Source organism: Dyella telluris (genome assembly GCF_014297575.1).
Lineage (GTDB): Bacteria > Pseudomonadota > Gammaproteobacteria > Xanthomonadales > Rhodanobacteraceae > Dyella > Dyella telluris.
The window spans coordinates 2,548,807-2,563,375 of the sequence record NZ_CP060412.1; the positions used below are offsets into that span (position 1 = coordinate 2,548,807).

At 65.8% G+C, this 14,569-nt stretch carries 12 protein-coding genes; all 12 read left to right on the forward strand.

Annotated elements, in window-relative coordinates:
* The first annotated feature begins 188 nt into the window (after window positions 1–188).
* The 12 genes from H8F01_RS11360 to H8F01_RS11415 all read left to right on the forward strand — a co-directional run bounded on the left by H8F01_RS11360 (window position 189) and on the right by H8F01_RS11415 (window position 14,567).
* Window positions 189–2,018: a S8 family serine peptidase gene (locus H8F01_RS11360; RefSeq protein WP_238480953.1), complete on the forward strand. Its 1,830-nt coding sequence runs from the start codon at window positions 189–191 to the stop codon at window positions 2,016–2,018.
* Between the two features lie 234 nt (window positions 2,019–2,252).
* Window positions 2,253–5,594, forward strand: coding sequence for an ESPR-type extended signal peptide-containing protein (locus H8F01_RS11365; protein WP_187055242.1), 3,342 nt, complete (start codon window positions 2,253–2,255; stop codon window positions 5,592–5,594).
* A 439-nt stretch (window positions 5,595–6,033) separates the two neighbouring features.
* Window positions 6,034–7,767: a type II secretion system ATPase GspE gene (gene gspE / locus H8F01_RS11370; protein ID WP_425490024.1), complete on the forward strand. Its 1,734-nt coding sequence runs from the start codon at window positions 6,034–6,036 to the stop codon at window positions 7,765–7,767.
* Between the two features lie 177 nt (window positions 7,768–7,944).
* Window positions 7,945–9,162: a type II secretion system inner membrane protein GspF gene (gspF, locus tag H8F01_RS11375; protein WP_187055243.1), complete on the forward strand. Its 1,218-nt coding sequence runs from the start codon at window positions 7,945–7,947 to the stop codon at window positions 9,160–9,162.
* 42 nt (window positions 9,163–9,204) lie between these two features.
* Complete coding sequence (gene gspG / locus H8F01_RS11380; RefSeq protein ID WP_187055244.1) at window positions 9,205–9,630, forward strand: type II secretion system major pseudopilin GspG; 426 nt, start codon at window positions 9,205–9,207, stop codon at window positions 9,628–9,630.
* Between the two features lie 5 nt (window positions 9,631–9,635).
* Complete coding sequence (locus H8F01_RS11385) at window positions 9,636–10,127, forward strand: GspH/FimT family pseudopilin (protein ID WP_187055245.1); 492 nt, start codon at window positions 9,636–9,638, stop codon at window positions 10,125–10,127.
* Window positions 10,124–10,522, forward strand: a complete 399-nt coding sequence (locus H8F01_RS11390) for a prepilin-type N-terminal cleavage/methylation domain-containing protein (protein ID WP_187055246.1) — start codon at window positions 10,124–10,126, stop codon at window positions 10,520–10,522. Before H8F01_RS11385 ends, H8F01_RS11390 begins: the two co-directional genes overlap by 4 nt.
* Complete coding sequence (locus H8F01_RS11395) at window positions 10,519–11,202, forward strand: prepilin-type N-terminal cleavage/methylation domain-containing protein (protein ID WP_187055247.1); 684 nt, start codon at window positions 10,519–10,521, stop codon at window positions 11,200–11,202. Before H8F01_RS11390 ends, H8F01_RS11395 begins: the two co-directional genes overlap by 4 nt.
* Window positions 11,199–12,074: a type II secretion system minor pseudopilin gene (locus tag H8F01_RS11400; protein ID WP_187055248.1), complete on the forward strand. Its 876-nt coding sequence runs from the start codon at window positions 11,199–11,201 to the stop codon at window positions 12,072–12,074. Before H8F01_RS11395 ends, H8F01_RS11400 begins: the two co-directional genes overlap by 4 nt.
* Window positions 12,071–13,237: a PilN domain-containing protein gene (locus H8F01_RS11405; protein ID WP_187055249.1), complete on the forward strand. Its 1,167-nt coding sequence runs from the start codon at window positions 12,071–12,073 to the stop codon at window positions 13,235–13,237. The genes H8F01_RS11400 and H8F01_RS11405 overlap by 4 nt, the downstream gene beginning before the upstream one ends.
* Window positions 13,234–13,860, forward strand: coding sequence for a type II secretion system protein GspM (gene gspM, locus H8F01_RS11410; protein ID WP_187055250.1), 627 nt, complete (start codon window positions 13,234–13,236; stop codon window positions 13,858–13,860). The genes H8F01_RS11405 and gspM overlap by 4 nt, the downstream gene beginning before the upstream one ends.
* Window positions 13,857–14,567: a general secretion pathway protein GspN gene (locus tag H8F01_RS11415; protein WP_187055251.1), complete on the forward strand. Its 711-nt coding sequence runs from the start codon at window positions 13,857–13,859 to the stop codon at window positions 14,565–14,567. The genes gspM and H8F01_RS11415 overlap by 4 nt, the downstream gene beginning before the upstream one ends.
* Window positions 14,568–14,569 lie beyond the last annotated feature (2 nt).

Here is a 14,569-nt window from a genome sequence, read left to right on the forward strand (position 1 = left end):
CGGGCCAAATGGCGGAAGGGACCCGGTCCACTAAGGCCGTCCATTCGCGTTACGGGGAGTTCAACTCAATGCCACGCTACAAACTGAAGGGAGCGCTTGCCGCTTCCGTTGGCCTCGCTTTGTCTGCATCTCTTGGTGTTCATGCGCAGAGTTCGGTGGGCGGGGAGACCTACAGCATCCGAACAAACATGAGTGCCTTGAACAACGGCGAGACGTATAGCCGCTTCATCATCCGCTACCGGGATGGCACGCCCACCGCGCCGGCAAGCACCGCCCAGAGCGTTACAGCCGCAATGACCCGGGCAGCGCGGTCGCAGTCATCGCTGGCAGCGAAGGTGCCGGCGGTGGGCTATCGACGTCGCCTGGCTGCGGGCGGTGAGCTGGTGACGACATCGCGGAAACTCAGCGCTACGGAAGCCGCAGCCTTCATGCAGTCGGTGGCCAGCGATCCTGCGGTGGCTTATGTGGCGCCGGACGTGATGCGCAAGGCTATTGGTGTCAAAGGCCCGGCCGTCTTTGGCCCTAACGACAATGGTTTTGCGAGGTATCAGACGGATTACTTGGCGGGCGACGGCACGCTCACGCCGACGAACGCAGTGCCCAACTGGGGCGGCGCGAACATCACTGGCGCCTGGACCCTGGCCGACGGTACGGGTGTGACGATCGCCGTGCTCGACACCGGCATCGTGAAACATGCCGATATCAATACATCGTTGGGTGATGCGGGCTACGACTTCATCAGCGACAGTTTCGTTTCGGGCCGGCCGACTGACGGCCGCGCTCCGGGTGGCTGGGATCTTGGTGACTGGACCGTGGGGGCCCCTTACTCGTCCGGTCCCAATGCCTGCGTCAGTCCCAGCCAGGCCGAGAAAAGCTCCTGGCACGGTTCTCACGTTGCCAGTGCCAGTGGCGCGGAGCTCACCAACAACCTCACCGGACTTGCCGGCATCGCGTACAACGCCAACGTGTTGCCGGTTCGTGTGCTCGGCCATTGTGGCGGCTACGACAGCGACATTGCCGATGCCATCGTCTGGGCATCCGGGGGGCATGTGGAAGGCGTGCCTGACAACCGCCATCCCGCGCAGGTGATCAATATGAGCCTTGGTGGCCCGGGCACGTGCACGGCGAGCGACATTACGGCGCAGGCCATTGCGAAAGCACGCGCCAACGGTGCGACGGTGGTGGTGGCCGCAGGCAACGACGGAGCGGACGTTGCCAATCATGCGCCGGCTACCTGTCCTGGCGTGATCACCGTGGCGTCGGTGGGTGTGGGCAGTGGCCTGGCCTCTTACTCCGACTACAACTCACCTGGGGAGAACATCGTAAAGCTTGCGGCATTTGGAGGCGGCGTCTATCTGAATGAAGTGCCGCTGGGAGCGGCCGTGCTCAATCCGGAAGGCTTTGCGTGGCAGGCCATCAATACGGGTACCACGACGCCAGTTGCCAGCCCATTGGGCGATACCTACGGCGGTATGGCGGGCACGTCGCAGGCCACGCCGCATGTGACGGGTACGGTGGCACTGATGCAGTCGGCGCGGCTGGCGGCGGGGCTCCCTCTGCTTACGCCGGATCAGGTGCTGCAGGTGCTTCAGACCACGGCACGGCAACCGCATACGCCAGCCAATCCTGCAAAGACGTTCGGTGCGGGCATTCTTGACGCGGGTGCTGCGGTGACCGCTTCGATCAGTTCGCAGCCGGTCGCCATGGCCCTGCAGAACGGCACGGTCCTGACAGGGCTGGCGGGTGCGACAGGCAGTCAGACGCTCTACAAGATCGATGTGCCAGCCAACGCCCGCGCCCTGGTCATGCGCACGTCCGGTGGTACGGGTGACGTGTCGCTCTATATGAAGGCAGGATCCCCGCCCACCACGGCGTCCTTTGATGCTTCGTCGGTGCATGCGGGTAACGCCGAGTCGGCCTCGGTGACGCGCGTGACGGCTTCGACCACCTATTACCTGCTTGTCGTGGGTGTGCAGGCTTATGCGGGAGTCACCCTGCAGGCGTCCTTCACCCCTTAAACGCCTCGTGCGCCGCAGACGATAGTCGGCCCCCAAGGGTGGGCGTGCCAAACCATCGTCGCTTACTTCATTTGATTTTCGGCGCATGTACGGGGCAAGGCTCGCCACTTGGCGTGCTCTTGCCGGCGTGCACCACGCCTCTTCACCAGCGCGCCTCAGTCCGGGCGTTCGATGTGCAGCAGGAGGGTGAAGTGTGCATGGGGACCGTTCGCCGAATCCTTTCAGGAGTTCGACATGAACAAGATCTACCGCAAAGTATGGAATCCGTCGCTCGGTTGCCTGATCGTCGCCTCTGAGCTGGCCAGGGCCAAAGGCAAGGGCGCGTCGCCTGCATCGGCCCGTACGGCAGCGCTCGTCCTTGGTTTTGCGACATGGATGTGCACTTCGTCCGCAATCGCGTCAGGTGCGGATGCTGTCGTCGGCAGTGGCCAGGCGAGCAGCAAGAAAGTGGCGTTGGGCGGACCTGTCGCGCTGCAAGGTAGCCAGGAGGTATCGGACCATCTTTTCGATGCCAATGGTGCTACGGATGGCAGCGAGGACGCGTCGGCAACGGGCAACCACTCCGTCGCAGCGGGTGCCTCGGCTACGGCGAGTGGCGCCGGTGCCGTGGCAATGGGAGCGAATGCACTTGCCAGCGGCTTGAATTCGATTGCGCAGGGAAATAGAGCAACGGCTTTGGGCCCCAATACCGTCGCGATCGGAAATAGCGCCCAGGTCGGCATTGCCGGATCGGCAATCAAGAACGATCAGAGCATGGCTATCGGCGCAACGGCCATGTCCATCGGCCAGAACAACATCGCGTTTGGCCCCGCTGCACATGCGGCCGCGCGGGATAGTTCGAACAACTTCACTCAACCTGTCGTCAATGCCATTGCCATCGGCAATGGTGCGATCTCCCAAGGGAACGGTGACATCATGGTGGGTGCGAGTTCGGTGAGCTACGGTGCCAGTTCCGACTCCACCGATCCCACGACCAAGGTGGTCATTCCGGGGCAGGTGGAGGAGTACAACACGGCGATCGGCACGGGCACCATCGTTTCCCGTGGCGCCAGCCGAAACACGCTGATCGGCGCGGGCACGGGTGTTGCGGCCAATACGAATTCCGCGGTGGTCATAGGTGATCGTGCCATTGGATATCGAAGTTACGAAACCGTCATTGGTGCGGGCGCCTACGGCATAGGGCAGGGCGCAACCGCCATCGGTGGCTATCTCAACTGGTTTCCGGCCATCGGTCAGACCTCTGTTCCCGTCATGACACGCGGCGGTGGCACCGGCACGACCATTGCGTCGTCTTATGGCGCCCAGGCCATTGGCTCGTCGGCGCTGGCGCAATCCAACTATTCAACTGCGATCGGCCCTGCCGCAACGGCAAGTGGCACACGCCTTGCGACGGGACAGATAGGAACCCAGGGTACCGATCCATCAGTTGTCGGTGGCTCGGTGGCGGTTGGCTTCCTATCGCAGGCCCAGAACGATTTCAGCATCGCGCTTGGTTCCATGTCCAAGGCAACCGGTGACCACGCGGTAGCCATCGGCCATAGCAGCACGAGCGCCGGTGCCCAAGCGGTAGCGCTCGGCTATCAAAGTTTCGCGAGGTATGGCCAGAGCACCGCCATCGGCAGCAACTCCGTCGCGTGGGGCATCCAGAGCATTGCGTTGGGACAGGCAGCGACTGCTGCTTGGATCCGTGACATCGCCATTGGTGCCAATACCTTGGTGGATGGCGGCATGGGCGTGAACAACACGGCCCTTGGTGCGGGGGCCACCGTGCTCAGAGCGGCCGACGGCAGCGATGTCAGCAACGCCATCGCCTTCGGTGCATCGGCCAGTGCCTCTGCGGAATCGGCCACGGCGCTGGGCGACTCCGCAGCCGTATCGGGTGCTTACGGAACCGCGCTGGGTGCGAGCAGCGATGTGACCGGCTTTGCAGCTACGGCGGTCGGCAATGGCAGCACCGCAGCGGGTGACTACGGCACGGCGGTAGGTACCGCGAGCTTGGCGGAAAACGTCAACAGTACCGCCATCGGTGCTTCCAGCTACGCGGCAGGCGCAAACAGTACCGCGGTGGGAAGCAACAGCGCTGCCTTCGCCGACAGCAGCAGTGTCTATGGCGCCGACAGCATGGCCACCGACGTCGAGGCTACCGCGCTGGGTTATCGCAGCATGGCCCAGGCTGTTGGCGCGACGGCGATCGGTGCGAATGCCATCGCAACCGGTAAGAACAGTGTCGCCATCGGTGCCAACAGCGTCGCCGAACAGGACAATACCGTCTCCATCGGCAGCGCAGGAAGCGAGCGCCGCATCACCAACGTGGCCACCGGCACGAATAACACCGACGCCGTCAACGTGGCGCAACTCAACGCGGCTGTCGCAGCCGGTGGCGGCGACATTCTTCAGCAGGCGGTGCTGTTCAACGGTCCTGATGGCGAAGCCAATGCCAACGGGCAGAAGCTCGTCAATCTTGCTGCTGGCACGGCCAGTACGGACGCCGTCAACATTGGCCAGCTCGGTGGCGTGACCAGTGCGTTGGGTGGAGGCGCCATGATCAACGCCTATGGCGCGGTCATCGGCCCGGTTTACCACGTCCAGAACGGGATACAGACCAACGTCGGCGATGCGCTGTCTGCGCTGGATGGCGCGGTGACCAACTTGAATGGTCGCGTTACCACCCTGGAGAGCCATGGCGGTGGCGCACCGCCGCCTTATATTGATGGCAATAGCGGCATCTCCAGTCAGGCGCATGCCAACGCAGGCAACAGCGCGGGAGTGGCGGTTGGCTATAACGCCAACGCATCGGGAGACAACGCCTCGGTATTGGGCCAGAACGCAACGGCGCTGGGCAGTTACGGTACGGCGATAGGCAACGATAGTTATGCCGCTGGCCCTCACGACACGGCCCTGGGCGGCAACGCCAAGGTGCATGCAGACGGCAGTGTCGCGGTCGGCGCGAACAGCACCGTTGCCGCAGCGGCAACCAACTCGGTTTCCGTCGGCGCGGACAGCGCGGTGACAGCGGCCTCGGCCACGGCGATCGGTCAGGCAGCGTCAGCGACGGCCAGCGGCTCCGTGGCGTTGGGGCAGGGCTCGGTGGCAGACCGCGACAACACGGTCTCGGTCGGCTCGGCGACCAACAATCGCCAGATCGCCAACGTGGCAGCGGGCACGCAGGGCACGGATGCGGTCAACGTCAACCAGCTCACCACCCAGACCCAGCAGGCCATCCAGACCGCGAATAGCTATACCGATGCCAGCAGTCGACAGGCTGTGCAGTCGGCCAATGCGTATACCGACCAGACATTCCAGAAGGTCAACGACCAGTTCAAGCAGCAGAGCAAGCGTATCGACCAGACCGGTGCCATGGGGGCTGCCATGACGCAGATGGCGGTCAACACCGCTGGCCTGCGCACCGACAACCGCGTGGGTGCCGGTTTCGGTGGGCAGGGGAGCCAGACCGCGCTCTCGGTGGGTTACCAGCGCGTGCTCAACAAGGAGGGGTCCGCCACGCTCAGTATCGGTGGCTCGGTCTCCAACGGGGGCAATGCGTCCTTTGGCATGGGTGCCGGCTTCGGCTGGTAGTGACGTTCAACCCGCTATCCGGTGTGGCTGCCGGATAGCGGGCCCGCACGGGAGCCATGGTGCCTGCTCTGGTCAGTGCGGTGATTTGGACCGATCCATGCGCGGGGCCTTGAGTCGCAGGCTGGTCTGGCCTGGCCGAATTAAGGGCGCTTCAGGCGGTTTTCGATTCGCGGGGCTGGTGCTTGTGGGCGCCGGCCTTTTTTCATGGCCGCGAAATGTTGCGAATTCCGTGTCGGTTTGGTTGCAACCGACCTTCGGCGAACCCGAAACACGTCCTGATGGGGAACGTGGAACGCCGGAAGCGATTTGCTGTCCGATTTCATGAGCCGAGGTGAGAAACCGTGCTCGCGCGTGAACCGGCGGGTATGTTAACAATGCGACTTTGGTGCCGTTGGGGGCGGTATCCATGGAGTCGGGCCATTTGAAAACGGGGTGACGCATGTCGGCAGTTGCCAAGCCGGCGGCCAATGTGGAGGTTGCGGCGATGGAAAGCCGCGAGGCGGCGGTCTGCGCGCTGCTGGTCTCCCGTGGGCGGCTGAAGGACACGGACCTTGCACGGGCCCGTCGTCTGCACGAAGAGTCACCCGAAGGCACCCTCACGGCGCTCATGGCGCGGCTGGGCCTGGTGTCCGAGCGCGATCTGGCGGAGGCCTGGTCCGAGCTGCTGCATACCCCGCTGCTGGTTGCACGCGAGGCACCCGATATGCCGCCGGCCGAGCTCGATGTGTCCGTGCGCTTCCTCAAACAGCAACACGTGGTGCCGGTTCGCGTGGGCGAAGACGGTCTGGCCCTGGTGGTATCCGACCCCGCCGATCCCTACCCGTTGCAGGCGATCCAGCTCGCGGCGGGTCGTCCCGTCACGCTGCGCATCGGCCTGCGCTCGGAAATCGACGACCTGATCGAGCGCTACTACGGCTCCGGCCGTTCCGCGATGGGCGCCATCGTGGAGAACCTCGACGGCAGCGCCGCCGTGGAAGACGACGTGGAGCACCTGCGCGACCTCGCTTCCGAGGCGCCGGTGATCCGGCTGGTCAACCTCATTCTTCAGCGCGCGGTGGAACAGCGCGCATCTGACGTGCACATTGAGCCTTTCGAAAATCGACTGAAGGTGCGCTATCGCATTGATGGCGTGCTGCACGAAGTGGAAGCGCCGCCGTCCAGCTCCACCGCTGCGGTGATTTCCCGCGTGAAAATCATGGCCAAGCTCAATATTGCCGAGCGTCGCCTGCCGCAGGATGGCCGCATCCAGTTGCGCGTGCAGGGCAAGGAGCTGGACCTGCGCGTGTCCACCGTGCCCACGAGTTTTGGCGAGTCGGTGGTGATGCGTATCCTGGATCGCGAATCGGTGGTGTTCGATTTCGCCTCGCTGGGATTCACCGACAACTTCCAGCAGCGCTTCGTCGATGTACTGGAGCGTCCGCACGGCATCCTGCTGGTCACCGGCCCGACCGGTTCGGGCAAGACCACCACGCTGTACACGGCGCTGGCCAAGATCAACACGCCGGACGTGAAGATCATCACCGTCGAAGACCCGGTCGAATACCAGATCGAGGGCATCAACCAGATTCAGGTGAAGCCGCAGATCGGCCTGGATTTCACCGGCGCGCTGCGCTCCATCGTGCGCCAGGATCCGGACGTGATCATGATCGGCGAAATGCGCGATCTGGAAACCTGCCGCATCGCCATCCAGTCCGCGCTCACCGGCCACCTGGTGCTGTCCACGCTGCATACCAACAGCGCGGCGGGCGGCATCACGCGCCTGCTCGACATGGGCGTGGAAGACTACCTGCTGGGTTCCACCGTCAACGGCATCCTGGCGCAGCGTCTGGTGCGTCGCCTCGATCCGGAAACGGCGGTTGCATACGACGCACTGCCCGAAGTGATCGAGCAGTTCGAACTGCACAAATACACCGACGAGCGCCCCATCCGCTTGTGGAAGCCGGGCAGCAGCGCGGCCAATCCCACCGGCTACCGCGGGCGCCGGGCCATCATGGAGTTCCTGGTGATGACCGATCCGCTGCGGCGCCTGGTCATGCAGCGCGCGGATGCGGGCGAGATTGAACGGGCAGCGCGTGCCGAAGGCATGCGCACGATGTACGAGGATGGCATCGCCAAGGCGGTGGCGGGCGTCACCACCATCGAGGAGGTGTTGCGTGTCACGCAGGAGGGCTGAGACGCTGACCGAGCATGCACGCGCGCGCTTGCCTCGTCAGGAAGCGACAAGGCAGGCGCTCGCCACAACGCATGGTCTCCCTCACCGTCATCCCTGCGAAGGCAGGGATGACGAATTTGTGGCGTTGTGGCAAACGAGTACGCCTTCGTGGGGCCGGAATGTAGCGCGAGTGGCGCCATGACCCAGTTCCGCTACCGCGCCGTCAGCGCCACCGGCGAAGTGCTGCAGGGCCAGATGGAAGCCTCCAGCCTGGAGGAAGTCGTCGGTCGCCTGCAGGACCAGGGCCATACCCCGCTCGATGCGCGCGCCGCCGACAGCGACGCCGGCAGCAGTGGCATGGCGGGCTGGTTCAAGCGCGGCCCGTTCACCGGCGACCAGCTGGCGCAGTTCACGCACCAGCTGGCGACCTTGCTGGGTGCCGGCCAGCCGCTGGATCGTGCGCTGGGCATCCTGATGGATCTGCCCGAAGGTGCCGGCGCCAAGCAGCTGATCGAGCGCGTGCGCGATCGCGTGCGTGGCGGCACACCGTTGTCGCAGGCGCTGGATGACGAGCACAGCGTGTTTCCCAAGCTCTACATCAGCCTGGTGCGCGCCGGTGAAGCCGGCGGTTCGCTCGAAGACACGCTGCGCCGACTGGCCGATTACCTTGAGCGCTCGCAGCAGCTGCGCGGCAGCATCATCAATGCACTGATCTATCCCGCCTTCCTGATGGTGGGCGTGCTCGGCTCGCTACTGTTGCTGCTGGCCTACGTGGTGCCGCAGTTCGTGCCGATCTTCGAAGACATGCAGGTGCCGATTCCGCTGATCACGCAGATCGTGCTGGCGGTGGGCAGCACCTTGCAGACGTGGTGGTGGGCCATTGCCATCCTCATCGTGCTTGGCGTGCTCATTGCTCGCTCGCGCCTGCGCGATCCGGCGGCGCTGCTGGCGTGGCATGCGCGCTTGCTGACCCTGCGCGTGGTGGGCCCGTTGATCCTGAAGGTGCAGACCGCGCGCATCGCACGCACGCTGGGTACTCTGTTGAAAAACGGCGTGCCCCTGCTCACGGCGCTGGGCATCGCGCGGCAGGTCACCGCCAATCGTGCACTGGATGAAGCGCTGGCCAAGGCCTCGGAGCAGGTGAAGGAGGGCACGGGCCTGTCCTTTGCGCTCGCACAGTCCCAGCGCTTTCCGCGCCTTGCACTGCAGATGGTGCAGGTTGGCGAGGAAGCCGGCCAGCTCGACACCATGCTGCTCAAGGTGGCCGACACCTTCGAGCTGGAAAGCCGGCGCGCCATCGATCGCCTGCTGGCGGCGCTGGTGCCGGCGCTCACCATCGTGATGACGGTGTTGGTGGCGATCATCATGGCTGCGATCCTGCTGCCCATGCTCGACCTCACCAGCCACATCCAGTAGTTCCCTTTCCAAGCACCCTTTCGAACGACGATGAGGTACCCCATGCGACAAAGGACTTTCGGCCGTCACAACACGGCGCGCGGCTTCACCCTGCTGGAAATGCTGGCGGTGATCGTGCTGATCGGCATCATCGGTGCCGTGGTGGTGACGCAGGTGGGCAAGAATGTCGACAAGGGCAAGTACGGCGCCGGCAAGGCCCAGCTCACCACGCTCAGCCAGAAGATCGAGAACTACGCGCTGGACAACGGCGCGCCGCCGCAACAGTTGCAGGACCTGATGGTGAAGCCGGCCAATGCACGCAACTGGCAGGGGCCGTATGCCAAGGAATCGGAGCTGAAGGATCCGTGGGGCCATGAGTTCGGCTACAAGGCGCCGGGTGATCATGGTGCCTTCGATCTCATTTTCTACGGGCAGGATGGCAAGCCCGGCGGTGACGGCTACAACGCCGACGTGGGCAACTGGCAGTAATCCGCATGAGGGGGAAACCGCCACGCGCCATCGTCCGTCGCCCAAGGCGTGGCGTGCGCGGCTTCACCTTGCTGGAAATGCTCGCGGTGATCCTGTTGATCGGCATCGCGGCGGCGGCGGTCGCGGTGTCGGTCACGCAGGGCCTGGCCAGTGCGCGCGTCAGTGCGGCGAGTGGCGAGCTGGCCGCGGCGCTGCGCGCGGTACGCACGCAGGCCATCGTGCACGGCAACGAGCATACGTTTGAGGTGAATACGCGCGACAACACCTATCGTGCGGACAACGGCCCGTCGGTGCGACTGCCCACGGGCATGCGCATTGGCATCACCAGTGCGAAGGAAGACCAGGTCGACGGCCACACCGGACGCATCCGGTTCTTCCCGGACGGCAGCTCCACCGGGGGCCACATCACGTTGCAGCGGGACCGGCGCCAGTGGCGCGTCAACGTATCGTGGCTCACCGGTGCGGTCAGCGTGGCTGACGTGAGCGCGAAGTCATGACACGTCGTGCGCGCGGCTTCAGCCTGCTCGAGGTGGTGGCGGCCACCTTGCTGCTGGCCATTGCTTTCGCCGCGCTGCTGAAGGTGGCCGGCGGTTCCATCGAGCTGACGCGCAATGCCGACGATCACAGCCAGGCCGCGCTGTGGGCGCGCTCGCTGCTGGACACGGTGGATATCACCACGCCCCTACAGCCCGGGCGCACGGAAGGCCGCTTCGACGCCAACTATCGCTGGCGGCTGGTGGTGACGCCGTGGAGCCCCGCGCCCGCCGGTCAGAACAACGTGCCGGTGCGCGTGATGAAGCTCGATCTCGACGTGATGTGGGGGCCGCGCTTGCGCGAGCGCACGGCCCATTTCAGCACCTTGCGCGTGCTCGGTCCGGTGAAGACGTCATGAGTCGATCCGTGCCCGCTCGCCTGCGTGGATTTACCCTGCTTGAGGTGCTGGGCGCGCTGGCGCTGTTCTCGCTGCTGCTGCTCGGCGTGTACTCCGGCGTACGCACGGCAACGCACACGGTGCGCTCGGGTGAGGCGACCATCCAGCGGGTGGATCAGGTGCGTTCGGCCCAGCAGTTCCTGCGACGCGAGCTGGCACAGGCGCGTGCCGTGCCGCTGGCGCATACGGACAAGGGCGATCCGATTTTCTTCAAGGGCGATGCGCACGAGCTGCGTTTCGTCGCTCCGCTGCCAGGCTATCTCGGCAAGCTTGGGCCGCAACTGCAGCAACTGAAGTTGATTGCCAACGGCGACGGTACCTCGCGGCTGGAGGCAAGCTTTGCACTGATGCCGCCGGACGGCACCGCGCCGAAGGCGCTGGGCGAACCCCAGGTGCTGGTCGATCGCGTGCGCCAAGGCAGCTTCAGCTATCGCGCACCCGACAGCGCGGATCGTCCCGGCGACTGGCGCAGCGGGTGGGACGACACGCGGTCCATGCCGCGCATCGTGCGCATCGCGCTGCAGCTCGATGGCACCACCACATGGCCGCAACTGGACGCACCGTTGCGCGTGGATGCCGCAGCGGTGCAGGGTCAGGCGGCCGACCTGCTGCAGGGCCTGCAACGGAAAACCGTGCCATGAGCGCGCCAGCCTGCCGCCAGCCAGCACGTCGCCAGCATGGCGTGGCCTTGCTCGTGGTGCTGTGGGCATGCACGCTGCTGGCGATCCTGGTGGGTGGCTACGCGGTGCTGGCACGTACGGAAGGCCTGCAGGCGCGTTACCAGTTCGCCCAGACCCAGGCGCACTACGCTGCCGAGGCCGGCGTGATGCGCGCCATCTACGCCCTGCAGGATCCGCAGGCGGACCAGCGCTGGGTGTCCGATGGCCGCAGTTATCCGTTCGCCTTCGACGGCGCGAAGGTCAACATCAGCATCATCAGCGAGACCGGCAAGGTGGATCTCAACGCCGCGACGCCCGACGTGTTGCAGGGCCTGTTCCGGGCCGCCGGCATGTCCGACATGGATGCGCAATCCGTTGCCCGCAATATCGTGGACTGGCGCAGCTTTTCGTATTCACCCCCGGGCACGGTGCCCAATGCCGCCTACGCCAATGCCGGGCTCGACTATGGCCCCCGGCATGGCCCGTTCGGCACCGTGGAGGAACTGCAGATGGTGCTGGGCATGACCCCCAAGGTTTACCGGGCCGTGGCGTCGCAGGTGACCCTGTGGTCGGGCCGACCCCAGCCGGATCCGGGCACGGCCCCGCCGCTGGCGCTGGCCGCCATTCCCGGCATGACCCCCGCGCAGGCGCAGGCCATCGCCGCTTCCCGTACCAGCGGGGCGCCGCAGCCGGCCCTAGGCGCGATACAGGGAGTGACGCATAGTATCCGGGCAGAGGCCACGCTGGCTGACGGCACGCGCGCGATACTGCGCGCGACGGTGCGAATACAGGGCATCCGCCCGGGCGCATTGCCGTATACCGTGCTGCGTTGGCAGGAGGGAGAGGGAGAATGAGTACAGCCATGCAGCAACCGCTGCAACTGCAGCTCGACCGCGCGCGTCGTGCGTGGCGTGGTTCGCCCATGCCGCGCTTTTTTGCGTGGTGGGGCGGCGAGTTGACGGGGCTGTTGCCGCTGCGCTGGCGCGAACGCTTCGGCGGAGGCCTGGCGTGGCATCTCCTGCAATTGGACGGCGAGGAATGGACCCTGCGCAGGACCGGCGATGCCGTGGTACTGGCGCGCTGGAACAGCCACCTCGATGCGGCCAGCCAGCAGGTGGCGTTCAAGGACGCCCTGCGTGGCGTGGATGCCGAAGACCTGCGCATCGCACTGTGCCTGGACAGCGCCAACGTGCTGCGTCCTCGCCTCAACCTGCCGCTGGCGGCGCGGGACAATCTGTCCCAGATCGGCGCTTTCGAAATGGACCGGCAGACACCGTTCCGCGTGGAGCAGGTGCGTTACGACGTGCGCGAAGTGCGCGCATCGGCGCCGGCCGGTCGCTTCGCGGCGGAACTGGTGGTGGTGCCGCGGCAGACGCTGGACCCGCTGCTGTCCAAACTCGCAGCCTCGGGCCTGCAGGTGGATGCGGTGGACGTGCTGTCCGGCACGGAGCGCCTGGGCGCCAACCTGTTGCCGGCCGACCTTGCACCCCGTCGCAAGCATCCGCGGCAGCGCCTGAACCTGGCGTTGGGTGCGGCAGCCATCGCATTGCTGCTGCTGTCGCTGCTGCAGTTCCTGCACAACCGCGAGAGTGCACTGGAGCAGATGCGCACCGACGTGGAAGGCATGCGTGCCGACGCGCAGCAGGTGTCGAGCCTGCGCCAGCAACTGCAGGACAACGCCGGCGCGGCGGGTTTCCTGGCCGAACGCAAGGCGCACACCATCTCGGCATTGTCGGTGCTGCAGGACCTCAGCCAGCGCCTGCCGACCACGGCATGGCTGGAGCGCCTGAGCATCGACAACAGCGGACAGGTCGGCTTCCAGGGCCAGAGCCCGCAAGCGGCGCGTCTGGTGGATGCCTTCAAGGGTTCCACCGTCATCACCGATGCAAACTTCCAGGGCACGATCCAGGTAGACCCTGCCACCGGCAAGGAACGTTTCTACATGGTGGCGCAGTTGCGCAAGCCGAACGAGGCCAAGCCGAAGACAGCGCCCGCCGCAGCGGGGAGCGCGCCATGAAGATGACCGCGCTCAAGCCGCGCGAAAGTCGCATCGCCGCCGTCCTGTTGTTGCTGGTGGTGCTGGTCGTCGCGTACTTCGCCCTGCTGCACTGGTGGTTTGTGGCGCCGCTGCAATCGATCCATGCGGAGATGGACGACCTGCGCGACACGCACGCCCGCTACGCCGCCGCCATCGCCGACAAGCCGCAGCTGCAGCAGCGCATTGCCGCGATGGGCGCAGGGCAGGCGGCCAGTCACGCCTTCCTGCCGGAGGACGATCCCAACGCGGCCGCCGCCGGCCTGATGCAACGCGTGGTCGATGCCGCCGCGGCGCACCCGCAGGGCGGCTCGTGCGATGTCACCCAGAAAATGCCGGTGACCAATCCCCCGGCAGCGCCGGATGAGCCCTATCGCAAGGTGGCGGTGAGCATCAGCCTGCGTTGCGATGTGCAGCCACTGGCCGAAACCCTGCACGACCTGGAGCAGGGCACGCCGTATCTGTTCGTGGACGACCTGAGCATCTACCGCAATCCGGTGGCGGCGCTGCAGCAGGCGGCCGCACCGCTGGAAGTGCAGTTCACCCTGTCCGGCTATGTGCGCCAGCCGCGCGCCACGGGCGATACGCAGGGAGGCGCACCGTGAACGCCGCCGCGCAACGTCGCCTGACCCCGGTGCTTGGTGTGGTGGCCACCTTGTTCGCCGTGCTGCTGCTGGTGCTGGTCGCCGGCGTGGGACGAGGCGTGTCATGGGGGCCGTCGCGTCCCACTCAGCCGCTGCCTGCCGCGCATGACCAGGGCCTGCCGCCCCCAGTACCGCTGGCGCAGTTCTCCGCCGTGTGGATGCAGCCGTTGTTCAACAACGACCGCAAGCCCACCATGCATGCCGCATCGGGCGGCGCGAGCCTGGGTGACATGTCGCTCACCGGCATCATCCTCACGCCCGCGCTGCACATGGCGCTGCTGCGCGACAAGAGCGGTGAGCATGAAGTGCGCGTGCGCGAAGGCGATGCACTGCCCGACGGCAGCTGGCGCCTGGTGGAACTGAAACCGCGCGCGGCCGTGTTCGAATCAGGCACCGGCCGCACCCAGCTGGAACTGCCGGCAGGCGCGCCCATCGATGCGCCCAAGCCGGACGGCAGCACGCCGCCGAACCCGCCGGCGCCCGGCGCGATGACCGTCGCGCCCGCGCCATCGAACGGGGCGGTACCCAATGCCAGCAATACGCCCAACCCGGCCCTGCAGTCGCCCAATGGCGCCGACTCGCAGGCCGACCGCATCCGCCTGTTGCGCGAAGCCATCCAGAAGCGCCGCGCCCAACAGCAGGCCGCGACACCCGAGGGAGCCCATTAATC

Coding starts and splice junctions, on each gene's coding strand:
- H8F01_RS11360 (WP_238480953.1), top strand. CDS start 189: ATGAGTGCCTTGAACAACGGCGAGACGTATAGCCGCTTCATCATCCGC.
- gspG (WP_187055244.1), top strand. CDS start 9,205: ATGCGACAAAGGACTTTCGGCCGTCACAACACGGCGCGCGGCTTCACC.
- H8F01_RS11385 (WP_187055245.1), top strand. CDS start 9,636: ATGAGGGGGAAACCGCCACGCGCCATCGTCCGTCGCCCAAGGCGTGGC.
- H8F01_RS11365 (WP_187055242.1), top strand. CDS start 2,253: ATGAACAAGATCTACCGCAAAGTATGGAATCCGTCGCTCGGTTGCCTG.
- H8F01_RS11390 (WP_187055246.1), top strand. CDS start 10,124: ATGACACGTCGTGCGCGCGGCTTCAGCCTGCTCGAGGTGGTGGCGGCC.
- H8F01_RS11395 (WP_187055247.1), top strand. CDS start 10,519: ATGAGTCGATCCGTGCCCGCTCGCCTGCGTGGATTTACCCTGCTTGAG.
- gspM (WP_187055250.1), top strand. CDS start 13,234: ATGAAGATGACCGCGCTCAAGCCGCGCGAAAGTCGCATCGCCGCCGTC.
- gspE (WP_425490024.1), top strand. CDS start 6,034: ATGTCGGCAGTTGCCAAGCCGGCGGCCAATGTGGAGGTTGCGGCGATG.
- H8F01_RS11400 (WP_187055248.1), top strand. CDS start 11,199: ATGAGCGCGCCAGCCTGCCGCCAGCCAGCACGTCGCCAGCATGGCGTG.
- gspF (WP_187055243.1), top strand. CDS start 7,945: ATGACCCAGTTCCGCTACCGCGCCGTCAGCGCCACCGGCGAAGTGCTG.
- H8F01_RS11405 (WP_187055249.1), top strand. CDS start 12,071: ATGAGTACAGCCATGCAGCAACCGCTGCAACTGCAGCTCGACCGCGCG.